This is a genomic window from Kribbella sp. NPDC051137 (genome assembly GCF_040682535.1).
GTDB classification, from domain to species: Bacteria; Actinomycetota; Actinomycetes; order Propionibacteriales; family Kribbellaceae; genus Kribbella; species Kribbella karoonensis.
This window is the reverse complement of sequence record NZ_JBFBBI010000007.1, coordinates 242,392-267,102: the sequence shown is the minus strand read 5'-3', so window position 1 is coordinate 267,102 and position 24,711 is coordinate 242,392. Positions and strand designations below refer to the sequence as shown.

Annotated in this window: 27 protein-coding genes and 1 tRNA gene; 10 read left to right on the top strand and 18 right to left on the bottom strand. The window is 69.6% G+C overall.

Features of this window, described 5'->3' with window-relative positions:
- Positions 1-6 precede the first annotated feature (6 nt).
- Positions 7-1,308, bottom strand: coding sequence for a D-arabinono-1,4-lactone oxidase (locus tag AB0M51_RS36600; protein WP_344191135.1), 1,302 nt, complete (start codon positions 1,306-1,308; stop codon positions 7-9).
- Positions 1,305-2,459, bottom strand: a complete 1,155-nt coding sequence (locus AB0M51_RS36595) for an amino acid deaminase/aldolase (protein WP_344191137.1) — start codon at positions 2,457-2,459, stop codon at positions 1,305-1,307. Before AB0M51_RS36595 ends, AB0M51_RS36600 begins: the two co-directional genes overlap by 4 nt.
- Positions 2,460-2,587: 128 nt before the next feature.
- Between AB0M51_RS36595 and AB0M51_RS36590 the strand changes: the two genes are divergently transcribed.
- Positions 2,588-3,574, top strand: coding sequence for an alpha/beta fold hydrolase (locus AB0M51_RS36590; protein WP_344191139.1), 987 nt, complete (start codon positions 2,588-2,590; stop codon positions 3,572-3,574).
- On the opposite strand, the gene AB0M51_RS36585 is transcribed toward AB0M51_RS36590, so the two are convergent.
- The 3 genes from AB0M51_RS36585 to dapC form a co-directional block, all read right to left on the bottom strand.
- Complete coding sequence (locus AB0M51_RS36585) at positions 3,564-4,328, bottom strand: hypothetical protein (protein ID WP_344191141.1); 765 nt, start codon at positions 4,326-4,328, stop codon at positions 3,564-3,566. The two genes, AB0M51_RS36590 and AB0M51_RS36585, sit on opposite strands and share 11 nt — an antisense overlap.
- On the bottom strand, positions 4,325-5,584 hold the full coding sequence (locus tag AB0M51_RS36580; RefSeq protein ID WP_344191143.1) for a M15 family metallopeptidase: 1,260 nt from the start codon (positions 5,582-5,584) through the stop codon (positions 4,325-4,327). Before AB0M51_RS36580 ends, AB0M51_RS36585 begins: the two co-directional genes overlap by 4 nt.
- A gap of 79 nt (positions 5,585-5,663) precedes the next feature.
- Entirely contained in the window at positions 5,664-6,764 is a 1,101-nt protein-coding gene (gene dapC, locus AB0M51_RS36575) for a succinyldiaminopimelate transaminase (protein WP_344191232.1), read from the bottom strand.
- Between the two features lie 68 nt (positions 6,765-6,832).
- Between dapC and AB0M51_RS36570 the strand changes: the two genes are divergently transcribed.
- Positions 6,833-7,897 (top strand): FAD-dependent oxidoreductase, encoded by a 1,065-nt coding sequence (locus tag AB0M51_RS36570; protein WP_344191145.1) that lies wholly within the window; start codon positions 6,833-6,835, stop codon positions 7,895-7,897.
- Between the two features lie 4 nt (positions 7,898-7,901).
- On the opposite strand, the gene AB0M51_RS36565 is transcribed toward AB0M51_RS36570, so the two are convergent.
- The 3 genes from AB0M51_RS36565 to AB0M51_RS36555 form a co-directional block, all read right to left on the bottom strand.
- Positions 7,902-8,195, bottom strand: a complete 294-nt coding sequence (locus AB0M51_RS36565; protein ID WP_344191234.1) for a co-chaperone GroES — start codon at positions 8,193-8,195, stop codon at positions 7,902-7,904.
- Between the two features lie 41 nt (positions 8,196-8,236).
- Positions 8,237-8,500: a DUF3618 domain-containing protein gene (locus AB0M51_RS36560; RefSeq protein ID WP_344191147.1), complete on the bottom strand. Its 264-nt coding sequence runs from the start codon at positions 8,498-8,500 to the stop codon at positions 8,237-8,239.
- 66 nt (positions 8,501-8,566) lie between these two features.
- Positions 8,567-9,610, bottom strand: coding sequence for a glucose 1-dehydrogenase (locus AB0M51_RS36555; RefSeq protein ID WP_344191149.1), 1,044 nt, complete (start codon positions 9,608-9,610; stop codon positions 8,567-8,569).
- A 58-nt stretch (positions 9,611-9,668) separates the two neighbouring features.
- Here AB0M51_RS36555 and bcp point away from each other — a divergent pair, with 58 nt between their 5' ends.
- The 3 genes from bcp (at position 9,669) to AB0M51_RS36540 (ending at position 12,204) form a co-directional block, all read left to right on the top strand.
- Complete coding sequence (gene bcp / locus AB0M51_RS36550; RefSeq protein WP_344191151.1) at positions 9,669-10,136, top strand: thioredoxin-dependent thiol peroxidase; 468 nt, start codon at positions 9,669-9,671, stop codon at positions 10,134-10,136.
- Positions 10,137-10,438: 302 nt separating this feature from the next.
- Positions 10,439-12,070, top strand: a complete 1,632-nt coding sequence (locus AB0M51_RS36545; protein WP_344191153.1) for a substrate-binding and VWA domain-containing protein — start codon at positions 10,439-10,441, stop codon at positions 12,068-12,070.
- A 53-nt stretch (positions 12,071-12,123) separates the two neighbouring features.
- Positions 12,124-12,204, top strand: a tRNA-Leu gene (locus AB0M51_RS36540).
- 3 nt (positions 12,205-12,207) lie between these two features.
- On the opposite strand, the gene AB0M51_RS36535 is transcribed toward AB0M51_RS36540, so the two are convergent.
- From AB0M51_RS36535 to AB0M51_RS36520, 4 genes are all read right to left on the bottom strand, one after another.
- Positions 12,208-12,612 (bottom strand): arsenate reductase ArsC, encoded by a 405-nt coding sequence (locus AB0M51_RS36535; protein ID WP_325042164.1) that lies wholly within the window; start codon positions 12,610-12,612, stop codon positions 12,208-12,210.
- Positions 12,603-13,316: an MIP/aquaporin family protein gene (locus AB0M51_RS36530; protein ID WP_344191187.1), complete on the bottom strand. Its 714-nt coding sequence runs from the start codon at positions 13,314-13,316 to the stop codon at positions 12,603-12,605. The genes AB0M51_RS36535 and AB0M51_RS36530 overlap by 10 nt, the downstream gene beginning before the upstream one ends.
- 125 nt (positions 13,317-13,441) lie before the next feature.
- A complete protein-coding gene (locus tag AB0M51_RS36525) occupies positions 13,442-13,660 on the bottom strand; it encodes a MarR family transcriptional regulator (protein ID WP_344191189.1) in 219 nt (72 codons plus the stop codon).
- Positions 13,661-13,681: 21 nt separating this feature from the next.
- A complete protein-coding gene (locus tag AB0M51_RS36520) occupies positions 13,682-14,050 on the bottom strand; it encodes a metalloregulator ArsR/SmtB family transcription factor (protein WP_344191191.1) in 369 nt (122 codons plus the stop codon).
- 78 nt (positions 14,051-14,128) lie between these two features.
- Here AB0M51_RS36520 and AB0M51_RS36515 point away from each other — a divergent pair, with 78 nt between their 5' ends.
- Complete coding sequence (locus AB0M51_RS36515; RefSeq protein ID WP_344191193.1) at positions 14,129-15,523, top strand: FAD-dependent oxidoreductase; 1,395 nt, start codon at positions 14,129-14,131, stop codon at positions 15,521-15,523.
- Between the two features lie 628 nt (positions 15,524-16,151).
- On the opposite strand, the gene AB0M51_RS36510 is transcribed toward AB0M51_RS36515, so the two are convergent.
- Entirely contained in the window at positions 16,152-17,882 is a 1,731-nt protein-coding gene (locus AB0M51_RS36510) for a DUF222 domain-containing protein (RefSeq protein ID WP_363752779.1), read from the bottom strand.
- A gap of 132 nt (positions 17,883-18,014) precedes the next feature.
- Between AB0M51_RS36510 and AB0M51_RS36505 the strand changes: the two genes are divergently transcribed.
- Positions 18,015-18,182 carry a hypothetical protein gene (locus tag AB0M51_RS36505; RefSeq protein ID WP_344198302.1) on the top strand — a complete coding sequence of 56 codons (168 nt, stop codon included), beginning with the start codon at positions 18,015-18,017 and terminating at the stop codon, positions 18,180-18,182.
- Here the strand turns inward: AB0M51_RS36505 and AB0M51_RS36500 are convergent.
- Positions 18,160-19,386, bottom strand: coding sequence for a PEP/pyruvate-binding domain-containing protein (locus AB0M51_RS36500; RefSeq protein WP_344198304.1), 1,227 nt, complete (start codon positions 19,384-19,386; stop codon positions 18,160-18,162). The two genes, AB0M51_RS36505 and AB0M51_RS36500, sit on opposite strands and share 23 nt — an antisense overlap.
- A gap of 243 nt (positions 19,387-19,629) precedes the next feature.
- Between AB0M51_RS36500 and AB0M51_RS36495 the strand changes: the two genes are divergently transcribed.
- Complete coding sequence (locus AB0M51_RS36495; protein ID WP_344198306.1) at positions 19,630-20,007, top strand: hypothetical protein; 378 nt, start codon at positions 19,630-19,632, stop codon at positions 20,005-20,007.
- The gene (locus AB0M51_RS36490) at positions 20,007-20,582 is read left to right on the top strand and encodes a transcriptional regulator (protein ID WP_344198308.1); all 576 of its coding nucleotides are present in this window, start codon (positions 20,007-20,009) and stop codon (positions 20,580-20,582) included. Before AB0M51_RS36495 ends, AB0M51_RS36490 begins: the two co-directional genes overlap by 1 nt.
- Here the strand turns inward: AB0M51_RS36490 and AB0M51_RS36485 are convergent.
- The 4 genes from AB0M51_RS36485 to AB0M51_RS36470 are packed head-to-tail and all read right to left on the bottom strand — an operon-like array spanning position 20,569 to position 23,347.
- Positions 20,569-21,162, bottom strand: coding sequence for a hypothetical protein (locus AB0M51_RS36485; protein ID WP_344198310.1), 594 nt, complete (start codon positions 21,160-21,162; stop codon positions 20,569-20,571). The two genes, AB0M51_RS36490 and AB0M51_RS36485, sit on opposite strands and share 14 nt — an antisense overlap.
- 2 nt (positions 21,163-21,164) lie before the next feature.
- Positions 21,165-21,770, bottom strand: a complete 606-nt coding sequence (rdgB, locus tag AB0M51_RS36480) for an RdgB/HAM1 family non-canonical purine NTP pyrophosphatase (protein ID WP_344198312.1) — start codon at positions 21,768-21,770, stop codon at positions 21,165-21,167.
- Complete coding sequence (gene rph / locus AB0M51_RS36475; RefSeq protein ID WP_344198314.1) at positions 21,767-22,483, bottom strand: ribonuclease PH; 717 nt, start codon at positions 22,481-22,483, stop codon at positions 21,767-21,769. The genes rdgB and rph overlap by 4 nt, the downstream gene beginning before the upstream one ends.
- Before the next feature lie 9 nt (positions 22,484-22,492).
- Entirely contained in the window at positions 22,493-23,347 is an 855-nt protein-coding gene (locus AB0M51_RS36470; RefSeq protein WP_344198316.1) for an SGNH/GDSL hydrolase family protein, read from the bottom strand.
- Between the two features lie 146 nt (positions 23,348-23,493).
- Here AB0M51_RS36470 and AB0M51_RS36465 point away from each other — a divergent pair, with 146 nt between their 5' ends.
- Complete coding sequence (locus AB0M51_RS36465) at positions 23,494-24,666, top strand: Gfo/Idh/MocA family oxidoreductase (RefSeq protein WP_344198317.1); 1,173 nt, start codon at positions 23,494-23,496, stop codon at positions 24,664-24,666.
- The last annotated feature ends 45 nt before the right edge of the window (positions 24,667-24,711 follow it).

The window sequence follows — 24,711 nt, the reverse complement described above, 5'->3', positions numbered from 1 at the left end:
CGCAGGCTAGTCCCCGAAGACCTGGCGGGTGTAGGCGTTCGCGAAGACGCGGTGGGGGTCAAGGCGGTCGCGGACGGCGAGGAAATCGTCGAAGCGCGGGTAGCGGGCGCGCAGGTCGGTCGCGGTGAGCGTGTGCAGCTTGCCCCAGTGCGGGCGGCCGCCGTAGTCGGCGACGATGCGCTCGAAGGCCCGGAAGTACGGGTCGTGCGGCAGCCGGTGGTACTGGTGGATGGCGATGTACGCCGTCGCCCGGCCGGACGCGGTGGACAGCCAGATGTCGTCCGCCGCCGCCACCCGGACCTCGATCGGGAACGGGATCCGCGCACCGGACGTGTCGATCCAGTCCCGCAGCCGGCGCAGCACCTCGACCACGTTCTCCCGCGGTACGGCGTACTCCGACTCGCGGAACACCACGTTCCGCTCCGAACAGAACACCTTGTACGACGCGTCGACGTACTCCCGGGCGGAGAGCGCGCGGGACGCGAGCCGGTTGATCCGCGGCACCGTCCCGGGCCGCCGGACCGCGAGCCGGTTGGTCAGCTCGAACACCTTGTTGGACAGCAGCTCGTCGTCGACCCAGCCGCGGACCCGGCCGACCGGCGCCGCGGCGACGCCCGCGCCGACCCGGTTGTTCCGCTTGGTGAGCGCGATCTCGGTGTGCGGGAACCAGTAGAACTCGAAGTGGTCGTTGCCATCGGCAAATTCGTCGAACCCGTCGAGTACGTCGGCCAGCGGCAGCGGCATCTCCTGCGCCCGCAGCAGGAACGCGGGCACGCACTGCAGGGTCAGCGAGCTGATCACACCGAGCGCGCCGACCGAGATCCGGGCCGCGGCGAACACGTCCGGGTGTACCTCGGCCGAGCAGTGCAGCACCGAGCCGTCCGCGGTAACCAGGTCGAGACCGACGAGTTGCGTGGCCAGGCCGCCCAGCTTCGCACCGGTCCCGTGGGTACCGGTGGAGATCGCGCCGGAGACGGTCTGCTTGTCGATGTCCCCGAGGTTCGCCATCGCCAGGTCGAACGCGGCGAGGCCCGCATTCAGCTTCCGCAGACCGGTGCCGGCGCCGACCGTGACCCGGCCGGACGCCTGATCCGCATGCAGGATCGAGGACAGGCCGTCCAGCCGGACCATCACCTGCTCCGGCACCGAGCAGCCCGTGAACGAGTGCCCGGAGCCGATCGCCTTGAGCTTCTTGCCCTGCGCGGCCGCGGTCTTCACCGCCGCCGCGAGTTCGTCGACCGACCCGGGGCGCAGGACCTCGATGCCGGTCGCCGACTCGGTGCCGGACCAGTTCCGCCAGGTGCTCATCCGAAGTTCTTCCCTTCGCCCCGGTAGGTCTTCAGCTCGCGGACGTCCTCGCCGTCGACGGCGTGCACGACGTCGAACCGCTCCAGCATCTCGCCTGCCTTCGCGTAGCGCATCCACACCCGGTCACCGATCCGCAGCCGGTCGGCTGCCGGGCCCTGGACGGGGGTCTGCACCTCGCCGGCGCCCTCGGTACCGAGCAGCTTCAGCCCGGCGGGCGAGGCGGGGAGCGGCAGCCGCGACTTCTTCGCCGGACCGGACGCCACGTAACCACCGCCGAAGAGGGTGGCGATCCGCGGCGCGGGCCGGCGTACGACGTCCAGCGCGTACGCCATCGCGTGCTCCGGCTGGAAGACGTCGTACTTGTCGAACAGGGTCGGGCCGTAGAGGCCGGAGCCGGCGGTGACCTCGGTGACGACCGGGTCGGCGCTGCTGATCTCCAGGCTGCCGGTGCCGCCGCTGTTCACCATCCGCAGCGGAGCGACCTGCTTGACCGCGTCGACGACCGCGCCGCGCCGGTCCGCGAGCTCGGCGGCCGAGCGGCGCTTCACCCAGCGGACGGCCGGTGAGGTGTCCGGCAGGCCGGCGATCTGCGCCTCGTAGAACATCACGCCGGTCAGCTCGAACGCGCTGTCGGCGGCCACCGTACGGGCGAGGGTCGCGACCTCGGCTGCGGTCCGCAGCGGGGACCGCCGGACACCGAGGTGCTGGCCGAAGATCCGCAGCGAGGCGTCGACGTCCAGGCAGACCCGGATCCGCGCGGTGCCGGTCGCGGCGGCCCGGACGAACCCGAGGTGCTCGGGCGAGTCGATCATCAGCGTGATCCGGGACGCCGCCTCAGGGTCCTCGGAGAGTTCGCGGAGCGCCGTCCGATGCGTGGTCGGGTAGCCGAGCAGGACGTCGTCGACGCCGTTCCGGGCCAGCCAGAGCGCCTCGGGCAGCGCATAGCTCATCACGCCGTGGAACCCGGGCCGCTCGAGGGCCGCGGCGATCAGCGGCCGGCAGCGGACCGACTTCGAGGCGATCCGGATCGGCGTACCGGCGGCCCGGCGGACCAGGTCGTCGGCGTTCCGGCGGAACGCGGCCAGGTCGATCACGGCGTACGGCGCGTCGAGCTGCGCGGTCAGGCGCGCATACCGGTCGAAGTCACCCATAACCGGAGTGTAGGTCACGAAATACTGAAAGGTAATACATCTTTGACCGTCGACCAGGGATTCTCACGGGCGCGACCCACGACCCCCGCGGGCGAGAGTGAAGGCGAACCCACTCGGAAAGGTCGCTCATGAACATCAGCCGTCGCACTCTCCTCAAGACCACCGGCGCCGCCGTCGCGGCGACCCCGTTCCTCACCGGCGCGGCCGCGGCATCGCCGAACCTGCCGTTCGGGCCCGTGCGGCAGATCGACGCGGGCGTGCTCAACGTCGGGTACGTCGAACTCGGCCCGGCGACCGGCACACCAGTCCTCCTGCTGCACGGTTTCCCGTACGACATCCACAGCTTCGAGGAGGTCGGTCCGCTGCTCGCCCGGCGCGGCTACCGGGTCGTGATCCCGTACCTCCGCGGCCACGGCAGTACGACGTTCCGCTCGGCCGCGACGCCGCGCAACGTGGACCAGGCCGCGTTCGCGCTCGACATCCTCGCGCTGATGGACGCCCTGCACATCCGGCGCGCAGTACTCGCCGGCTACGACTGGGGGTCGCGGACCGCGGACATCATCGCGGCGCTGTGGCCGGAGCGGGTGCAGGCGCTGGTGTCGGTCACCGGGTACCTGATCACCAACTTGGAGTTCAACAAGAAGCCGCTCCCGCCGGCGGCCGAGAACGCCTGGTGGTACCAGTACTACTTCACCACCGAGCGCGGCGTGCAGGGGCTGCACGAGTACAAGCGGGAGCTCGGCGAGTTCATCTGGAAGTTCAACTCGCCGACCTGGAAGTACAGCGCGACGACGTACGCCCGGACCGCGGCGGCGTTCGACAACCCCGACTACGAGGCGATCGTGATCGGGAACTACCGCTGGCGGCAGAGCCTGGTGCCGGCCGAACCGGAGTACGCCGAACTGGAGGCCGTGCTGCAGAAGACGCCGAAGATCGCGGTACCGACGATCACGATCGACGGGAAGTACGACCCGTTCACGCCGGCCGGGAACGGGTCGTCGTACCGGGACCACTTCGTCGGCCGCTACGAGCACCGGACGTTCGACGTCGGGCACAACGTGCCGCAGGAGGCCCCGCGGGAGTTCGCCCGAGCGGTCGTGGACGTCAGTCGATGACGGCTTCCAACGCCGGTACGACGGTGTGCGCCCAGTCGGACTGTTGTTCCGGGTGGGCGGATGTCGTCGCCAGGAGAGCCACTGTTGCGCCCTTCAGCACGGATACGTCTACGTAGGACTCCGCTCCGGCGTACGAACGCACTGCGGCGGCTGCTGTGGTGGTCGACCAGAGCTGTTGGACGGCGAGGTCGCCGCCTTTGCCACACGCTTGCATGCGGGTCTGGTAGCCCTCGTAGTAGGTGCTCGCTTCAGCCGCGCGCTTGAAACGCAGTAGCAAGGCTGTGGCGGGCTGGGCGTCGTTGGTGCGGTAGCTGCCGGTCAGGGCGAAGCTGGGGACCGGCAGGGAGCCGTTGACCGGTTGGCCGGAGCAGCCGGATGGCAGGGCTTCGTAGGAAGCCTGGTGGGGGTCGCGGCGGCGGGTCCAGGTGTTGTTGCCGATAAAGCCGGCCTCTGCGCCGCCTGGGTCTGTGTAGGTCTTCCAACCGGCGCCAAGCTTGTCCGCTGCTGGGAGGTTGTCGGCGGTGAGCGGTCCGGCGTTGGCTGGTGGTGGAGCGGTCGCTTGTTCCGGGAGCTGCGGCGGGACAGCTGCGTCTGTCGGCTCGTCCGTGGGCAGCGTGTTGGTGGGCACAGGCACTGTGCCGCTCACAGTGCTGGGGATTGCCGTTGACGTGGTCGGCTGTTGCTCGGCCACGGGCTTGGAGGTGCAGCCTGCCAGCGCAAGTGTCAGCGCACACGCGGCCAGGAGGGCTTTCACTTCGGCTCGAAGTGCTGGTAGTCGGGCTTGGCCCAGCCGGCGCCCCAGAAGTAGCCCTGGCCGATCAGGGCCTTCGTGGCAACGCTGTTCGCGAACAGCATGCCTGGCCGGACCACCTCGCGGTTGCGGTACGCCAGTCCGTTCGACGGGTACCAGACGCCGTTCGCGGCCAGGTACGGGTTCTCCACGGTGTTGACGTCGATCGCCCAGCCGTACGAGTGCGGTGACAGCGAGTACGGGTCACCCGTCACGCGGCGGCAGTTGAACGCCGACGTGTTGTCCGCCGCCATCGACCGGATGTCGTTGCCGCCGAAGACGTCGACCCGGCGCATCTGCCGGATCGGGAACTTCGCCGCGAACGTCGAGGTCCAGACCGCGATCATCTTCGCGACCGCGGCGTCCCGCAGGATCAGCTCGCCGCGGTGCACCCGACCGTCGAAGCCCCAGTAGTTCAGCTGCAGCAGGCGTAACGACGACGGCTTCACGGGACAGCCGGCCCGGTACGTGTTCGGCACCATCGCCGCGGAGACGGCGTACACCTTGGGGTTGAGTGCTGCTCTGACCACGATCTTCGCGAGCGCGGAGTACTCCATCGCGGCCTGGCTGACGCCGCGGGTGACCACGCGGACGGTGCGGGTGGCCGGCACGTCGTCGGGGACCCGGAGCCGGAAGTTGCCTTTGGCATCCATGGTGGCGACGTTCAGGAGTTGCCATTTACCACTGCCGAGGTATTGCTGGAGCGCGAGTTCCTTGCCCGGCTCGGCCGGGACCAGCTTCCCGGTGACGGAGACGCCGGTGAGCGTCGCGTACCAGGACGCCGGGGTGTTGAGGACGAGCTTCCGGTCCTGGATCGGGACGGTCCGGTAGCCGGAGATCGCGAGCGCGGTCTCGGCCTTGACGCCGATCATCGTGCGGAACGCCCAGCTGCCGGTGGCGGCCGAGACGTAGCTGAACCGGTAGCCGCCGCCGGCCGTGGTCCTGGTGGAGCCGCGGAGCACCCAGGCGCCGGGGACGCGCTGCCAGAGCGTGATGTACGAGCCTGTGATCGGCTTGCTGATCTTGCCGGTGAAAACGGTCGGCTTGTCCTCCCAGGACGCGGCCGGCTGGTCCAGCGTGATCGACCAGGCCGGCGTCGGCGTGGGCGTGACCGCCGCGGGAGTTGGTGTCGGCGACGGTGCCGGAGTTGGCGCCGGCGTTGGTGTTGGCGTGACACCAGCCAGCAGTACCGCCACGACCCCGAGCAGATGCAACCGCATGCGCCTTCCCTCCCTCGACATCACCTACCTCTGTTAGAGGCGATGACACCGGGAAGGCGTCACACGAAACCGCGAACTTTTACTCCGAGAGCCGCTTCACTGCCGCGTCGACGCGCTCGTCGGTGCCGGTGAGCGCGACCCGCACGTGCCGCTCGCCCGCTGTCCCGTAGAAAGCACCGGGCGCGACCAGGATCCCCTTGTCCGCCAAGGCGCCCACCGAGCCGTAGGCGTCGTACGACGGATGCGATGCCCACAGGTAGAGCCCGCCGTTCGACAGCGTGATCTCCCAGCCGGCCTCGGTCAGGGCATCCCGCAGCACCGCCCGGCGACGCAGGTACCGAGCGCGCTGCTCCTCCACGTGGACGTCGTCCGCGAACGCGGCCGCCATCGCGGCCTGGATCGGGGACGGCACCATCAACCCGGCGTGCTTCCGGACGGCGAGCAACTCCGTCACGACCGTCGGGTCACCGGCCACGAAGCCGCCGCGGTATCCGGCCAGGTTGGACCGCTTCGAGAGCGAGTGCACCGCCAGCAGGTTGTCGAAGCTCCCGCCGGACACGTCCGGGTGCAGCACCGACACCGGCTTCTCGTCCCAGCCGAACTCGGTGTAGCACTCGTCGCTGACCAGCAGTACGTCGTTCGCCCGCGCCCACTCGACCGCGCGCCGCAGGTCCGCGGCCGGGGTGATCTCGCCCGACGGGTTACGCGGGGAGTTCAGGTACGCGACCCGCACCGGCCCGTCGTACGCCGCCGGGTCCGCGACCGGCACGCTGGTCGCCCGGGCGAGCGCGGCACCGGCCTCGTAGGTCGGGTAGGCCAGGTCCGGGATCAGGACCGTGTCGCCGGTGCCGATGCCGAGCAGCGTCGGCAGCATCATGATCAGCTCCTTGGTGCCGATCACGGGCAGCACGGCGCTCTGCGGGTCGACACCGGTGACGCCGAGCCGCCGCTCCATCCAGTCCGCCGCGGCCTGCCGGGCCGCCGACGTACCGATCGTCGTCGGGTACGCCGGGGCGTCCGCCGCCTCGGCCAGCGCCCGCTTCACCAGGTCCGGCACCGGGTCCACCGGACTGCCCACGGAGAGGTCGACGATGCCGTCGGGATGCGCGGCCGCCTTCTGCTGGTAGGGAGCAAGCTTGTCCCACGGAAAGTCCGGCAGGCGGCTGGAGGTCTCGAAGATCACCCGCCCATTCTCCCCCAAACGCCGAGCGGCTGTGATCGGTTGTCCACAACACTACGATCGGTGCCGTGACGTACGACGTGGCCGTGGTGGGCGCCGGAGCGATGGGATCGGCTGCTGCTCGGGCATTGGCCGCGGCGGGCCGCGAAGTCGTCGTACTGGAGCAGTTCACTCTCGGGCACGAGCGGGGCGGGTCGCACGGCGCCACGCGCTTGTACCGAGCAGCCGTGGACGACAGCGAGATCGCCGAGCTGACAGAGCGGGCCAAGCCGTTGTGGCGGCAACTGGAAGCGGAGTCCGGCGAGGTCCTGCTCGAGGAGACCGGTGGAATCGACCACGGCGTGAGTCAGGCCATGGTCGAGGCCTTCCGGTCGTTGCATGGGGCAACCGGGACGGTGCTGTCGGCGGCGGAGGCCGCTGAGCGGTGGCCCGGCTTGCGCTGCGAGACGCCGGTGCTCTTCCAGCCCGGCTCTGGACGCCTGTACGCCGAGCGGGCGGTGCATGCGCTTCAGGCCGTGGCTGGTCGTGCGGGCGTCGAGTTCCGCGTGCAATCGCCAGTACGGGCGCTCCGGACCCGCGACGGTCTGGTCGAGCTCGACGTACCAGGTGGTGCTGTGCGGGCGCGGCACGTGGTGGTGACAGCGGGACCGTGGACGCCGAAGCTGGTGGACGGGCTGGTGTCGTTGCCGCCGTTCACCGTCACACAGGAACAGCCACGGTTCTTCGCACCACTGTCGGACGGGCTGGAATGGCCGAGCTTCGTACACCACGGACCGACCAGTTACGGCCTGTACGAGCCAGGGTCCGGCGTGAAGGTCGGGCTGCATGCGACAGGGCCGGTGGTGGACCCCGACACCCGTGACTTCCAGCCGGAGCCCTCACGGGACGCACAGCTACTGCGGTACGTCGAGGAGTGGTACCCCGGGCTGGATCCGACAAGGTCCACGGCGATCAGCTGTCTGTACGACAACACGCCGACGGCGGACTTCGTGATCGACCGCGCCGGGCCGGTCACGGTGGCCGCCGGGTTCTCCGGCCAGGGCTTCAAGTTCGTGCCTCTGGTCGGTGAACTCGTCCGCGACCTGGTGACCGGCGGCCGGGAAACACCCGCGCGCTTCAGATTTCGGAGCTGAATTCTCAGAGGTAGAGGCCGGTCTGGCCGTCCTCGAGGCGGCCGGCCGCGACCGCGTGCAGGTCGCGCTCGCGGAGCAGCACGTAGTCGTCGCCGCGCACCTCGACCTCGGCCCGGTCCTCCGGGTCGAACAGCACCCGGTCGCCGACCTCCACGGTGCGCACGTTGGCGCCGACCGCGACCACCTTCGCCCAGGCGAGGCGGCGGCCCATCTGGGCGGTGGCGGGGATCAGGATGCCCGCCGACGACTTCCGCTCGCCCTCCTGCTCGAGCGAGACCAGGACCCGGTCGTGCAGCATCCGGATCGGCAGCTTGTCGTCGGAGAGCCGCTTGCGAGAAGTCACCGGCGGCCCACCAGCCGGCGGATCACCAGCAGCACGCCGACCACGCCGACGACCGCACCGGCTACCGCGACGATCTTCTGGGTGCGCAGCTGCCCGTTCTCGTCGAAGACCTGCGACTTGGCCTGCTCGACCTGCCGCTCGAGAACGGCCTTCGGGCTCGCCCGGTCGACCAACTCGTCCACGGTGGAGGCCAGGCGCTCCCGGGTGGCGGCGATGTCCGCCTCGATCTGCTCGGCGGTCCGAGCCTTCGTGTCCGACACGTGTCGGCTCCCTTCCGTCGGCGGGGCATGCCCCGGTCTGCCCCTGGTCACACCCATCCTCGCAGGTCAGCTCCGCAAGTCCACGACCACCTTGATGTCTTCCGGTTCCCGGACCAACGCGTCCGGCCATTCGGACAGCGGCACGGTCCGGGTGAGCAGGCGCTCCAGCCAGGACCTGTCGGCTGCCGTCAGCACGTCCACCGCGTCCGCGTAGTGCCTCTTGCCGGCGTTGACCGTCCCTACGAGTGCGGCGTTCCGTACCACCAGCTGCCGTACGAGAGCATCCAGCTGTACGTCGACAGTCGCGGGGCCTGGGTGGATCCCGGCGAGGCACATAACCCCTGCAGGTGGCAGGAGCGACGCGCAGTCGTAAACGAGCTGCCCGACCCCCGTTGCCTCGATCACCACATCTGGTACGACGTCCAGCTGCTGCAGGTCCGTCAGGTACGTCGCACCGAGCTCACGTACCAGCTCCGGCTTGGGCCCGTCGTCGACCCGGTCGAGCACGTGTACGTCGTACCCACGCTGCCGCGCGATCAGTGCAGCGAGCAGGCCGATCGGCCCGGCGCCGGTCACGAGCACGTGCTGCGGGGCGTAGTAAGACCGTGCCCCTACCCGGTCCACCTGCTCCCACGCCTTCGTGAGGATGCTGGCCGGTTCCACGAGGACGCCGAGGTTCCCGAGCGCGGCAGGCACCGGTACGGCGAAGTACGGGTCGACCCGCCAGCGCTCGGCGCCGTATCCGTCCATGTCCTTGATACCGCGCTCTGTGTACTTCCCGTTGCGGCAGAAGTCCCACTCACCCCGCGCGCACGCCGGGCAGGGCTCCGGGTCCGGACGGCGTACCACTCCGGCCACCAGGTCCCCGGTGGCGAAGCCGGAACCCACCGGCGCCTGCAGCACACGGCCGAGCGACTCGTGCCCGATGACCAGCGTGTCCGCACCCGGCCGGCCGCTGCCGAACATCCCGGTGACCAGCTCGATGTCGGTCCCGCAGATGCCCGTCAGCAGGCCCTCCACCAGGATCGATCCGTCGACCGCCGGCGGTTCCGGTACGTCGCCCACTGCCGCCGAGTCGCTCTTGCCCGGCGTGACTGTCATGGCCCGCATCGCCACAGGCTAACCGCACGTAACATGGCGCCAGCAGCCCTATCCCGTGGAGGACCTGATGTCCGAACGCCTGTCCGTCGGCGACACCGCACCCGACTTCACCCTGCCCGATGCCGACGGCAACGACGTGGCTCTGGCGGACCTGCGCGGGAAGAACGTGATCGTCTACTTCTACCCGGCCGCGATGACCCCGGGCTGCACCAAGCAGGCCTGCGACTTCCGCGACTCGCTCGACTCCCTGCAGGCCGCCGGGTACGCGGTGCTCGGCATCTCCCCGGACAAGCCGGCCAAGCTGGCGAAGTTCCGCGAGCGCGACGGGGTGACCTTCCCGCTGCTCAGCGACCCGGACAAGGAGGTGCTGACGGCGTACGGCGCGTTCGGCGAGAAGACCATGTACGGGAAGAAGGTGACCGGCGTGATCCGGTCCACGTTCGTCGTCGACCCGGACGGGAAGATCGCCGTCGCGCAGTACAACGTGAAGGCCACCGGGCACGTCGCCAAACTCCGCCGCGACCTGGGGTTGTGAAAAACTTTCGACCGTTTCACGGCGATGGTCCATGGAACGGTCGTTTGAGCAAACCCGTCCTGTGATTTGGGTCACAGCAGGATCTCAGCGGACCGCAGCAGAGTCGGCACGCAGGGTGAGTTTTCCAGCGTTCCTGTGAAAGAGCCGTACTCGGGAGACGGTTCCGGTTCAGCGACGGGTGGGTCACGACCGTTCCCGCCGTCACCGTGACGTGCGGAAATTCGGTAATCTGCGCGCGCAGTCAGCCTCTGGCAGCATCTGGGAGGGAGGGACCTGCCGCGATGGGAAAACACTCCTCTGCGGTGACGGGACGTAACAGCAACCGCCGTACGGTGTATCTCACCGCGGTCGGGCTACTGGTGCTGTCGCTCGGTGCGGTCTTCGTGGTCCGGTCCTTCGGTGCCGGCTCCGGGACGGACGGCCTGCTCTCCGGCGGGAAGGCGTGCTCCGACCCGACCCAGATCCGGCTGTCCACCACGCCCGAGATGCAGGCCCCGCTCGAGGCCGCCGCCAAGTCGCTGTCCGCGAAGGGCGGCAAGGACGGCAACGCCTGCTACCAGATCACGATCACCGCGGCGCCGTCGGCGACGGTCGCCCGGGACGTCTCGCACGGCAGCGACGCCCGCCCGGACCTCTGGGTGCCGGACTCCTCGCTGTGGGTCTCACAGGCCGACGACGGCGAGACCGTCCCGAGCATCGCGATCCCCTCGATCGCCACCTCACCGCTGGTCCTGGTCGGCCGGGACGAGAACTTCGCCGACACCTCCAGCTGGCTGCGGCTGCTCGGCGCCACCGAGCCGGCGCTGCTCGACCCGCTGAACACCTCGCCGGGCGCGCTCACGCTGCTCGCGGTGCAGTCCGAGCGGCAGAAGACCTCCGCCTCCGACACCCAGGTGTCGCAGGTCGTCGCACTGCTGGCGCAGCGGCTCGGCTCGATGGCCAAGCCGTACACCGACGTGAACGCACTGTTCGGCCGGGCGGACCAGGACGGCAGCAAGACCGTCGTACCGGCGTCCGAGCAGAGCTTCGTGAAGTACCAGGAGGCGCACCCGGACGCCCAGCTGAAGGCGATCCTGCCGGCCACCGGCACGCTGACGCTGGACTACCCGATCGTCGTCACCGCGAAGTCCGACAACCAGCAGGCGAGCGACGCGGCGCAGGCGCTGGCCACCGAACTGCTCACCGACTCGGCCGCGCAGGCACGGGACCAGGCCGGTTTCCGCGACACCACGCTCAGCCCGCTGAGCGGCGGCCGCGGGGTCGGCGACGTCACCCAGCTGACCAAGCCGACCAACTCCGCGGTCGAGACCACGCTGCAGAACTGGACCCGGCTGTCGCTGTCCACACACTCGCTGGCCGTCATCGACGTCTCCGGCTCGATGGCCGAGAAGGTCGGCAACAAGACCCGCTGGCAGCTCACCGTCGAGGCGGCGTCGAGCGGCCTGAACCTGTTCCCGGACAGCGCCGAGCTCGGCCTCTGGACTTTCTCGACCAAGATCGGCTCGGACAACGCCGACTACAAGCCGCTGGTACCGATCGCGCCGCTGACCAAGGCGCAGCGCCAGACCATCATCAGCCAGCTGACCACCCAGCACCCGATCATCGGCGGCGGCACCGGCCTGTACGACACCGCGATCGCGGCCGTCCGCCAGGTCCGCCGGACGTACAAGTCGAGCGCCGTGAACACCATCCTGCTGTTCACCGACGGCAAGAACGACGACCCCGGCAGCCCGACCCTGGACAAGGCCGTCCAGACCCTCCAGGGCCTCCAGGACCCGTCGCGCCCGGTCCGCATCATCGCCCTCGGTATGGGCCCCGAAGCGAACGCCAACGAACTCACCGCCCTGGCCCAGGCCACCGGCGGCCAGGCGTACGTCGCGAAGAACCCCGGCGACCTCAAGAGCGTCTTCATCGACGCCCTCCAGAGCCGCTGACCTGGCTGCCTCCCCTAGGATGTATCCCCAGGGGAGGCGGCAACGCCTTCTCAGCCAGAGTGGTGGAACGGCAGACACACCGGCTTTAGGTGCCGGCGCCCCCGGGCGTGCGGGTTCAACTCCCGCCTCTGGCACAGCTACTTGTTAAGGTCCGCCACGAGTTGGACGACCCGGGCGCGGATCTCGTCGCGGACCTGGCGGACGACCTCAAGGGGTTGGCCTGCGGGATCGGTCAGTTTCCAGTCCTCGTAGCGCTTGCCGGGATAGAACGGGCAGGCGTCGCCACAGCCCATGGTGATGACCACATCGCTGGCTTGTACGTCGTCGGTCGACAGCAGCTGAGGTGTCGTGCCGGTGATGTCGATACCGACCTCGCGCATGGCTTCGACGGCGACGGGGTTGATCTGGTCGGCTGGTTCGGAACCTGCCGAACGCACCTCGACCTCGTCGCCCGCGAGCTGGCGTAGCCAGCCTGCGGCCATCTGCGAGCGGCCGGCGTTGTGGATGCAGACGAACAGGACACTGGGCTTGCTCACGAGGATGCTCCTGCGGTGGTTTCGGTGTGCGGCGCGACTGCTTCGGGATGGAGGGTCACGACCACGGCCGCGCCGATGACGGCGCCGACCAGTTGGAAGACGATGAAGCCGGGCACGGAGCTGGGCGCGATGCCGGCGAAGGTGTCGCTGAAAGCGCGGCCGATGGTGACGGCGGGGTTGGCGAACGAGGTCGACGAGGTGAACCAGTACGCCGCGCCGATGTAGGCGCCGACGGCGAGTGGTGCGGCGGCGGCACGGCCCGTCTTGGCCAGGGTGAAGATGAGCAGGATCAGTCCGGCGGTGGCGACGGTTTCGCCGAGGTAGAGGTGGCCGGCCGAGCGGTGGGTTGACGACCAGCTGACGGCGTCTTCGCCGTACATCAGGTTCGCCAGGATCGCTCCGGCGATACCGCCGACGATCTGCGCGGGGAGGTACGCGGAGACCTCCTGTGCGGTGAGACCGGTGCCGGCGCGTCGGCCGAGCCACCAGTCGACCAGCGAGACGACAGGGTTGAAGTGGGCGCCCGAGACCGTTGCGAACATCAGGATCAGTACGGCGAGCCCGAGCGCGGTGGCGAACGAATTCTCCAGCAGTTGAAGGCCGGCGTCACCGGGCGAGAGCTTGGCGGCGGCGATCCCGGATCCCACCACGACGGTCACCAGCAGTCCGGTGCCGAGCGCTTCGGCGAGCGCTTTGCGCCACAGGTTCATCCGCGGCTCACCGGTACGGCGAGGTCGGTCATCACATGCTCCCGGTGAGGTCGGACAGGGCGGGCGCCAACCGGTCGACGCGGCGGGCGATCTCGGAGTACGCAGCTTCGAAGGCCGCGTCGGTGTCACACGAACACCACTCGCTTCGCGGCGAGCACGGCAGGGGCGGCGATCGCTTCCAGGGCCTCGGGTTCGAGGTGTACATAGGTACGGCGCCTGTCGCCCTCGGAGCGTGTCCGTACGACGAGGCCGGCGTCTTCGAGGACCTTTAGGTGATGCGCGACCAGGTTGGTCGGCAGGTCCAGCGCCGCACCGAGTACACCGGGCGCGGCGTCGCCGGTCATCAGAGTGTCCACAATCGCTGATCAGCGGCTGGGCGCGGATTCCGGAACGGCGAGCAGGCCGGCCACCCAGCGCAGTTTCTCGGGCACCGGCCAGTAGTAGACCCAGGTGCCGCGGCGTTCGCAGTCGACCAGGCCGGCCGCACGCAGCACCTTCAGGTGGTGAGAGATCGTCGGGCCGGACACCTCGAACTGCGGCGTCAGGTCACACACGCAGATCTCGTCACCGGCCGAGGTGATCATCGAGAACAGCCGCAGCCGGATCGGGTCGGCGAGGGCCTTGAACACCGCCGCACCCTCCACAGCCCCGGCCTCACCGAGGGCGGCATCAGAGATCGGCGCACAGCAGCCACCGGTCGCGACGGGGGTCAGCGTGATCTCTTGTTTCGACATGGATCTATCTTGACTCTTGTCGAATCAAGAGGCAAGCTGGCTGTTGTTTCGATGATCTTCTAGACAGGGAGTGGGACCGTGGTGGAGCAGACAGCGCCGTCCGAGGCGCCGATCGTGGTCATCGGCGCAGGCCCGATCGGCCTGGCGGCAGCCGCACACCTCGCAGAACGCGGGCTGGACTTCGTCGTACTCGAGTCCGGGCCGGGCGTCGCGGCGGCGATCGAGGAATGGCGGCACGTGAAGCTGTTCAGCCCGTGGCGCTACGACATCGACACCGCCGCCCGCCGCCTGCTCGACCAGACCGGCTGGACCGAACCCGACCTCGCGACGCTCCCGACCGGCGGCGACCTGATCGACGCCTACCTGGAGCCGCTCACCAAGACGCCCGAGCTGAACGACCGCATCCGGTACGACGCCCAGGTCGTCGCCGTGACGCGTGTCGGATTCGACCGCATCCGCACCGCCGGCCGCGAGAACGCACCGTTCCTGCTCCGACTCGCCGACGGGACCGAACTGCTGGCCTCCGCGGTGATCGACGCGGCCGGTACGTGGCGCGGGCCCAACGTTCTCGGCGGTTCGGGAATCCCGGCCCGCGGCGAACTCGGTACGGACGGCATCGCGCACGCGCTGCCCGACGTACTCGGTGCGAACCGTGACCGCTACGCGGGCCGCCGTACCGCGGTCGTCGGCGCCGGCCACTCGGCCGCCACCACCCTGCTCGACCTCGGCCGGCTCGCCGACGAGGAGCCCGGCACCGAGATCGTGTGGGTCGTGCGCGGGGCCGACCAGGCCCGGACGTACGGCGGCGGCGATGCGGACGAACTGCCCGCGCGTGGTGCGCTCGGCTCGCGATTGAAGCAGCTGGTGCAGTCGGGGCGTGTCGAGCTGGTCAGCTCGTTCCGGATCGAGTCCGTGGGTACGGCCAACGGTCGCGTCGTACTCGGCGCCGGCGAACGGACCGTTGTCGCGGACACCGTGGTGAACTCGACCGGTTTCCGTCCCGACCACGACATGGTCTCCGAACTACGCCTGGACCTCGACCCGATCCTCGGGTCGACCCGAGCACTCGCGCCGCTGATCGACCCGAACCAGCACTCGTGCGGCACGGTCCCGCCGCATGGTGTCGACGAGCTCGCGCATCCGGAGCCGGGGTACTACGCCGTGGGCGCGAAGTCGTACGGGCGGGCTCCGACGTTCCTGCTCGCCACCGGGTACGAGCAGGCTCGGTCGGTGGTCGCGGCCTTGGCCGGTGACTGGGAGGCGGCGCGGGATGTGCAGTTGGATCTGCCTGAGACCGGCGTCTGTTCGTCCAACCTCGCGTACGGCGGCAGCGCAGAGGAGGCGGGCGGTTGCTGCGGTCCCGCACCGCAAGCCGCACCCGCCGGCCGCGGACTGGCAACCGGGATCAGCGGCGGCCTCCTGACCGTCATCGACGCCACCCCCTCCACCAAGTCGTCAGGCTGCTGCGGCTGACGCCCCGCTTCTCAACGGTCCGCCTTCGGCCGGAACCACCTCAGGCTGCTTGCGAAAGAAGACCTCAGACGGTTGCGAATGAAGGCGGACCGCTCGGCGTGCGCTCACCCCACACAGCGAAGCGAGCGGCAGCAGTGAGCGTCGCCGCTTCCGCCACATCCCCGGCGGCCCGAAGCACACATGCGTATGACAATCCACAAGCCCGGGCACGGCGAGCGACCCGGCGCAGTCGATCCCGTCCGACCCCTCCAACCCAACACCGACGTCGACAAGTCTCGCCCCCGAGCTCACCACGGGCCACCCGCGTCCGATGTCCGACGATCACCCCGTACCGCCGGGAGCTGGGCTTCCTCGCGGCGGGCGGTGATGCCGGCCAGGCGGAGTTTGCGTCGGCGTCGCGCAGCACTTCGGCCAGACGTCCGACGAGGGCCCGGACCTCACCGGCGCCCACATCCAGCACCATCCCCGAATACAGCACGAGCCGCCTCACGCCGTGCAACTCCTTCGCGATCGAGCCACGAAAATCGGGCCAGGAGAATCGAGCCAGGGAACCCGTCGGCTCGGACTATGCCGCATGCCAGCTCTTCACGCGGGCACACCAGTCCCGGCCGCCGACCGGAACCCCAGCTCAAACGGTGACGAAGGACGGCGGCCCGGTGGCGGGCCCGGTCGGCGCACGCTCGCCCCACACCGCGAAACGAGCTGCAGCAGTCAGCGTGGCTTCATCAGCCTCCCACCGACTGCCCCGAGCAGCGGGCACGGCCGTATCGCCCCAGGCGTCGCCTGGGGGCTCGTCGGGTTCGCCCGGTCTGGCTCTACTGTCGGACCGCTCACCCCAGCCAGGCACGACCCCCGACGGATCAGTCCCGGCAGGCACGACCCCCGACAGACCAGTCCCGGCAGGCACCGCACCCGACAGACCAGTCCCGGCAGGCACCGCACCCGACGGATCGTTCGGCTCGGCCGGTCTGGGTCTGCTGTCGGGCCGCTCAGCCCGGCCAGGCGCGGCTCCCGGCGGATCAACCCAGGCAGGCACCGCACCCGGCGGATCGGCCCAGGCAGGCACCGCACCCGGCGGATCGTTGGGTGCGGCCGGTCTGGGTCTGCTATCGGGCCGCTCAGCCCGGCCAGGCGCGGCACCCGGCGGATCAGTCCAGGCAGGCACGGCACGCGGCGGATCGGCCCAGGTGGGGCGGGCTACGTGGACCTGGCCGTTGGTGATGGTGATGGTCCAGCGGCCGTTGTGGAGGTCTACGTGGTGGCGGCGGCAGAGCAGGGCGAGGTTGTTGATGGTGGTGGGGCCGCCGTCCTGCCAGGGGATGAGATGGTGGGCGTCGCACATTACCGGCGGTGCCGCACAGACGACGCAGCCGTGGTCGCGGGCGATCAGGGCGTGGCGGATATGCCGGGTGACCAGCCGTTCACGGCGGCCGACATCCAGCGGCTGAGAGTCCGACCCCAGGACCAGCGGGATCACGTTCGCGTCGCAAGCCAGGCGGCGGATGGTGGCCGCGGACAGGTCGTCGCCGTAGATGGTTTGGCCGGTCGCGTGCGCGGTCGCCGACTTCAGGTCGTCCAGGTCGATCGTCACCGTGATGTTCGCCTTCGCGCCATGCCCCGCGGTGTCGGTGTCCCACGCGTTCGCCGCGACCGTGAGTGCGGTGGTGAGCGCGTCGGCCTGGCGTTTGTCGCGGGGCCGGGGGTCGTGGTCGCCGTCGGCGGTTTTGTGGGGGCGGGCGCCGGTGTGGACGATCGCGCGGAGGAGTTCGGCGTTCTCGTTGGCCAGGAAACCGGTGAACTTCACCCCGTTCTCCGCGGGGCGCAGGGTCAGGGACTCCCGCGCGTACGCCTTGTGTTCCTCGGGTTCGGGGCCGTCGAAGTCGATCCGGTCACAGAGCTGTTTGGCGGCGGCGCGGAGTTCTTTGGGACTGTGGGTGGCGGCGAGGCCGACGAGTTGGTGTTCGGTGACGTCGAGGACTTCTGCTGCGACGCGGGGGCGGACGCGTTCGAGTTCGGTGATGATCGCGGCCGCCTGCGCGGTCTGCAGCGGAAGTACCGTCCCGTCGGCCGATTCGACGCCGTGGGTGAGGGCGGTGTCGACGGCTTTGTACTTCGGCAAGGCGCGGGCCAGGCGGACGTCGCGCCAGACCTCGGCGCGGTCGCGGCGGTGGCGCAGGGTGAGGAGTTCGACGGTGTCGCGGGCACCGACCTCCTGGGCCAGGCCGTCGGCCTCGGCGCGGGCGATCAGTTGCAGGCGGACACCTAGGAGCCGGTTGATGTCGGCGTCGACCTTGTCCAGGGCAGACAGCACCTCGTGATTGCCGATGGCAACCACTGACCGTCCGCCGAGAATGTCCATGACCAAACTCTAGATGCCGCCTCCGACAGTTTTCACAGCCGGGATCGCCTTGTTTTTAAGGAGATTAGTTATCCACAGATTTGGGTCAGCTGTCGGCGTGCTGTTGTGGACAAGTGGCGGTAGCATCGGAGTATGGGCAGACAGGTGCTCGCCGGTGTGTACGTGGCTGTGATGGTCGTGGTCGTGGTTGGTGTGGATGTGTTGTTCTTCCGGCACCAGTTCTGGCCGCGGCTGTTCGTGAACGTCGGGATCGTGTTGGTGTTTCTCGCGTTCTACCTCAGGTTTCTGAGGCGGAGGTGAGCTGGACGGCGCCGGTTGAGCCGTCGATGGTGATGCCGGCGCCGGTGGGGATGCGCTCGGTCGCGTGCGGGACGGCGACGACGGCGGGGATGCCGCGTTCGCGGGCGACGATCGCGGCGTGGGAGAGGACGCCGCCGGTCTCGGTCACGACACCGGCGGCGATCGACAGGAGCGGGGTCCAGGCCGGGTCGGTCTGCGGACAGACGAGGACGTCACCCGGGCGGACGGAGGCGAAGTCACCCGGTCCGCGAACGACCCGCGCAGGCCCACTCGCCACGCCACGACTAGCCGGGGTCCCACTGAGAGCGGGCAGCACAAGCGGCACCGGCGGCACGGGCGGTGTGCGTGGCGCCGGTGGCGCGGGTGGTGTGCGCGGCGCCGGTGGCGCGGGTGGTGTGCGCGGCGCCGGTGGCGTGGACGATGTGAGCGGCGCGGCTGGCACGGGTGGTGTGCGTGGCGCGGGTTCTGCGCGCGGCGCGGGTGGTGTGAGGGGTGCGGGTGGCACGGGTGGTGTGCGTGGCGCGGGTGGTGTGAGGGGTGCGGGTGGTTTGAGGGGTGCGGAGGGCGGCGGGGATGTGGGTGGTGTGGGGTTGGGAGGGGTTGGGGGGTGGGTGGTGATGGGGCGGGACTGGAGGAACCAGATGGTGTTCGAGGCGATGGCCCATTCGATGTCTTGGGGGGCGCCGAAGGCGGTGGTGGCTTGGTGGGCCAGGGCGGCCAGGTGTACGGCGGTGGCGTCGGGGAGGGTCGGCGTACGACGTTGGTCGGCAGGGACCTGGTGGGTGACGAGGCGGGTGCCTTCACGGATCAGTGCGGTGGGCTTGTCGGCGATCGTGCGGGTTACGTGGCCGTTGTGGACTTCGTAGCGATCGGGAGTCACGCGGCCTTCGACGACGCTCGGGCCGAGGCCCCAGGAGGACTCGATCAAGGTCGAGCCGTCCAGCGAGGTGAACAGGACGCCGGAGACGTCGGCGTCCACGTGCAACTGGATGATCACGGCCATCGCGGGCGTCGGTACGTTCTTCCGGTACGCCGTCGCGCGGTCGGACCAGAGCGACGCCCGGCACGCCCGTACGGCCTCGACGACCGCGTCGATCCCCTGTACGCCGAGGAAGCTGTCGTGCTGCCCCGCCGCCGACGCCAGCGCACCGTCCTCGTTGGACGCCGACGAACGCACGGCAACCACCGGATCCCCGGCAGCCACCAACCACCTCCGCAACTCCTCCACCTCATCCCCTGACAGTTCCTCACCACCTGCGGTAGAGGCGGGTGGGAAGGGGATGACTTGGCCGGGTGGGACTGGGAGGCCGGTGGTCAGGAGGGTGGCTAGGGAGGCGGCTTTGGGGCCGCAGGTGGTGGGGGTGGCTCGGGTCAGTGGGATCAACATCGGTCGACCTTCTATCAACGGAACGTTGACAACGTTTTGTTGATGATCCACTGTAGCGGCATGCGACGCAACCAGAACGCGGACCAACTGCAGGCCGAGCGGCAGCGAGCCGCCCGGGAGCAACTGCTGGCCAAGGGCGCCAAAGACGTACCGGCGCGACCGTGGCGGCCGGCGCCGGTGCCGTTGTCGGCGGTGGATCTCACGCAGTTCGCGGCCTGGCGGTCGGCGGAGTTGAGCGACGAGGATCTGCTGGCGGCGCTGGCGTTGTTGCCGGCGGCGCGGGCCGAGGTGGACGAGGTCGAGGCGGGGTTGTTGTTCCTGGCAAGGAGTTCGGGGTTGACCTGGTCAGAGATGGCGGACGCGATGGGGTTCAGTTCGCCGCAGGCGTGTCAGCAGCGCTTCAACCGGCTCGCCGCACGACAGGACGGTGCGTCGTGATGTCGCTCGTGCTGCATGCGGTGCGGTTGCTGGGGTTCGCGGATACCCGTGCCGTGGCCGGGCGCTTCGACCTGGACGTCAGCGAGACACAGGCCGCGCTCGAGGATGCCCAGGCGCGCGACTGGACGACGTACAGCAGTTTCGCCGGCACCTCGGGGTGGTCGCTCACCGAGGACGGGCGCGCGGAGAACGAGCGTCTACTGAAGACCGAGGGTGGCACGGAAGCAGTGCAGGAGGTGTACGACGAGTTCCTGCCGCTGAATGCGCTGCTGCAGCAGGCCTGCACCGACTGGCAGCTGAAGCCGACCGACGAGGATCCGCTGGCCGCCAACGATCACGAGGATCCCGCCTGGGATGCCGGCGTACTGGACGAGCTTCGGGTCCTGAACGCACAGCTCGCGCCGCTCAACAGGAGGTTGACGGAGGTGCTGCCGCGGTTCCAGGGGTACGACCTACGGTTCTCCAGAGCGTTACAGAACCAATGGATCGATCGGAGCGATGTGGACTCGTGTCACCGGGTCTGGTTCGAGCTGCACGAGGACCTGCTCGCGACGCTCGGACTCACTCGCTCCTAGTCGCGTCCAGGTACGCCGCACCCCGCGGCGAGATCCGGTACCCAACCTCAAGACTGTAGGTCAGACCAAGGTTCTTCAGCTTTCGTACGTCGAGCTTGAACGGCGCGGTCTCCCGCCCGACCGACGCCGCCAGGTCCGCGGCGCGGACGGCCGGCGTGTTCTCGATCAGCTGGAGCGTCTGCGCGGTCCACGGGCCGTGGTTGCTGAGGGCATCGAAGCGGGCCAGGCGTTCCCGCAGGTCAGCCAGATCGTCGTCGGACAGCACCGACTGCGACGCCAGCTCCTCCCGCGGATCCGGTCCCTCGACGAGATGGAACCGGATCAGGAACGTCGGCAGCGACTCGTCGCCGCGCAGCCGGCGGCGGACGTCGCGGGCGTTCTGCCGGTCGGCCAGCCGTACGTCGGCGTCGGCGTCCGCGATCAGCTCCGGATTCACCTCGCGGATGCTGTCGATCTCGATCCGCCCCGCGTTCGTGCGGTACACCCGTCCCTCGACGACCCGCGGCTCGGCCCACCGCCGATAGGCGACGGTGATCCGCCCGTCCGCGACACCGTCCCGATCAGACCCGGCGAACAACATGACTAACTCCCCAATGCCTTCGCGACGATCGGCGCCAAGGACCGTAGTGCCTTGCCGCGGTGGCTGATCGCATCCTTCTCCTCGACCGACAGCTCGGCCGTCGTCCGGTCGTAGCCCTCCGCCTGGAACAGTACGTCGTACCCGAACCCGCCGGTCCCGCGCAACGAGCGGATCACCGACCCGCGCATCTCGCCGAGGACGATCTCGTCCGGCCCGTCCGGCCGCACGAACGCGACCGCCGCGACGAACGACGCCCCGCGCCGCTCGTCCGGCACGTCCTCCAACTGTCCCAGCAGCAGCAGGTTGTTCGCGTGGTTGTCCTTCGCAGGCCCCGACCAGCGCGCCGACAGTACGCCGGGCATCCCGTTCAGCGCGTCCACGCAGATCCCGCTGTCGTCCGCGATCGACGGCAGGCCGGTCGCCTTCAGCGCGGCGTGCGCCTTCAGCAGCGCGTTCCCCTCGAACGTCGGCTCGGTCTCGGCCGGTTCGTCGTACGGCGGGACGTCGCCGAGCCCGAGCACCTCGATCCCGGGCACGATCGGGGTGAGGATCCGGCGCAGCTCCTCGAGCTTCTTCTTGTTGTTCGAGGCAAGCAATACCTTGCTCACGCGAGCGCCTCCTGCTGGATCTTCGAGAGGTCCGCGCAGCCCGCAACACCCAGCGAAAGCAGGCTGTCCAGCTCGGAGCGGTCGAACGGCGCGCCCTCCGCGGTGCCCTGCACCTCGATGAACTTCCCGTCGCCGGTGATCACCAGGTTCATGTCGGTCTCGGCCCGGACGTCCTCCTCGTAGCAGAGGTCGAGCATCGGCGTACCGTCGATGATCCCCACCGACACCGCGGACACCGATCCGGTCAGCGGCTCGCTCTTCAGCAGCTTCCGCTCGCGCAGCCAGGACACCGCGTCGGCGAGGGCGACGTACGCCCCGGTGATCGCCGCGGTCCGGGTGCCGCCGTCGGCCTGCAGTACGTCGCAGTCCAGCAGGATGGTGTTCTCGCCGAGCGCCTTGTAGTCGATCACGGCCCGCAGCGAGCGGCCGATCAGCCGGGAGATCTCGTGGGTACGGCCACCGATCCTGCCCTTCACGGACTCGCGGTCCGAACGGGTGTTGGTGGCACGCGGCAGCATCGCGTACTCCGCGCTCACCCAGCCGAGCCCGGAGCCCTTGCGCCAGCGCGGCACGCCCTCGGTCACACTCGCCGCGCACAGCACCCGGGTCCGCCCGAACTCGACCAGGACCGAGCCCTCGGCGTGGTCGAGCCAGTTCCGGGTCACCTTCACCGGGCGGAGCTGGTCAGCATTACGTCCATCGATACGGGCCATGCTCAGACCCTATGCCTCCAGGCGCCGGACCTCCGCATTGGACGAGGGCGGAAGGGCGAGCGGACCGGACGCCGGCCGGACCTGGCTGACCGCCATCCGGGCGGCCCAGGGCAGCAGGTCGTGCGCCCGCCGCCCGACCCACGGCACGCCTTCCTTGGCAAGCCAGACCGCGTCCGCCCACTTGCTCGGCGGCCGGTACGCGCAGTCCAGTTCCGGCGGTACGTCGATGGGCAGGCCGCGGACGGCCAGCTCGTCGGCGAACACGCGCGCCAGCTTGCGGTGCCCGCGCTCCCCCGGATGCAGCCGGTCGACGCTCCAGAAGTCCCGCCGGTACACCTCCGGGTAGTCGGCCATGTCGAGCCTGATCCCGCCGTACCGGGTGTGCAGCTCGTCGAACACCAGGTTCACCTGCTCGATCCGCCGCCAGAGCGGCCGGCGCAGCCACCGCGGCAGGCCGAAGACCTGACCGTGGTCGTGGAACCGGACCGTGAGCAGCAGGGCGCCGCGCGACGTCAGCCGGCCGGCGATCAGGTCGAGGTGGTCGCGGATCCGGCCCGCGTCGAAGGTGGACCGCAGCGTGTCGTTGACACCGACGATCAGCGAGGCGATGTCGATCGGACCGTCACCGGTCGAGGGCAGTTGCTCGGTCGCGACCACCGGCACGGTAGCGCCACTGGTCGCGAAGTTGGAGAACGTCACACGGTGGGAGCTGGCCAGGGAGTCGGCGAGCAGCGAGGCCCAGCCCCGCCACCCCTCGCCCGGGCGCGCACCGGCACCGGACAGGTCGGTCGTACTGCTGCCGTTCAGCGGGTCCCCGACCCCTACGGTGGTCGAGTCCCCCAGTGCCACGTAGTGGAGGCTCACATTCCGCCATGGTGACGGCACGGAGCGATACCTCGATGTGCGGCGGGTGACGGGTAGCCCAATTCCAGAGAGAGGATCGGTGATTGATTGACAGAATTGCTCGGAGTTAGGGTGTTGCAAACAACTATGTGCAGGAGTTGCCTGGTATGACTGATCTTCGGTTTGGCGTCGTGGGCCTCGGCGCCCGCAGCCGCATCGCGCAGTACGCGCACCGTCCCGGCGAGGGCTCCGCGGTCGTGGCCCTGGCCGACCCGTCCGCCCCGCAGCGGGACGCGGCCCTCGAGCTCTACCCGGAGGCGACCGCGTACGCCGACCACACCGATCTGCTCGACCAGAAGCTCGACGGCGTCTTCCTCACCACGCCGGACGACCTGCACGAGGACCCGGCGATCGACTTCCTCCAGGCCGGCGTGAACGTCTTCGTGGAGAAGCCGCTGGCGATCACCACCGCGGGCTGCGACCGCGTGCTGCAGGCGGCGTACGACTCCGGCTCGCGGCTGTACGTCGGTCACAACATGCGGCACATGCCCGTCGTCCTGACGATGCGCAAGCTGATCCAGGACGGCGCGATCGGTGACGTGAAGGCGATCTGGTGCCGGCACTTCGTCGGCCACGGCGGCGACTTCTACTTCAAGGACTGGCACGCCGACCGCAGCCGGACCACCGGCCTGCTGCTGCAGAAGGGCGCGCACGACATCGACGTGATGCACTGGCTGGCCGGCGGCTACACGACCCGCGTGAACGCGATGGGCGCGCTCACGCTGTACGGCGGGATCACCGACCGGCAGGACCGTTCCGGGCAGCGGTTCAAGGACTTCGTCTCCAGCGACAACTGGCCGCCGCTGGAGCAGAAGGGCCTGGCGCCGGTGATGGACGTCGAGGACATCTCGATGGCGAACCTGCGGCTCGACAACGGCGTCTTCCTGACCTACGAGCAGTGCCACTACACGCCGGACTACTGGCGCAACTACACGGTGATCGGCACCCACGGCCGGCTGGAGAACTTCGGTGACGGGCCGGGCGGCGTGGTGAAGGTGTGGAACAGCAAGCGCTCCGGGTACCGCGAGGACGCCGACCAGGTCGTCGAGATCGAGGGCGACACCGAGAACCACGGCGGCGCCGACCCGCACCTGGTCGCGGAGTTCGTGAACTTCGTCCGGGACGGCGGCGCGACGCTGACCTCCCCGGTCGCGGCCCGGGCCGCGGTCGCCGCCGGGTACGCCGCGACCCAGTCCCTGCGCGCCGACGGCGTACCGCAGGACGTCCCGCCGCTGGACCCCGCACTGGTCAGCTACTTCGACAACGGGCAAGCACGTTGAGGGTGCTACTCTCATCGACGTGACCAGGTACGCCGCGATGCGAAT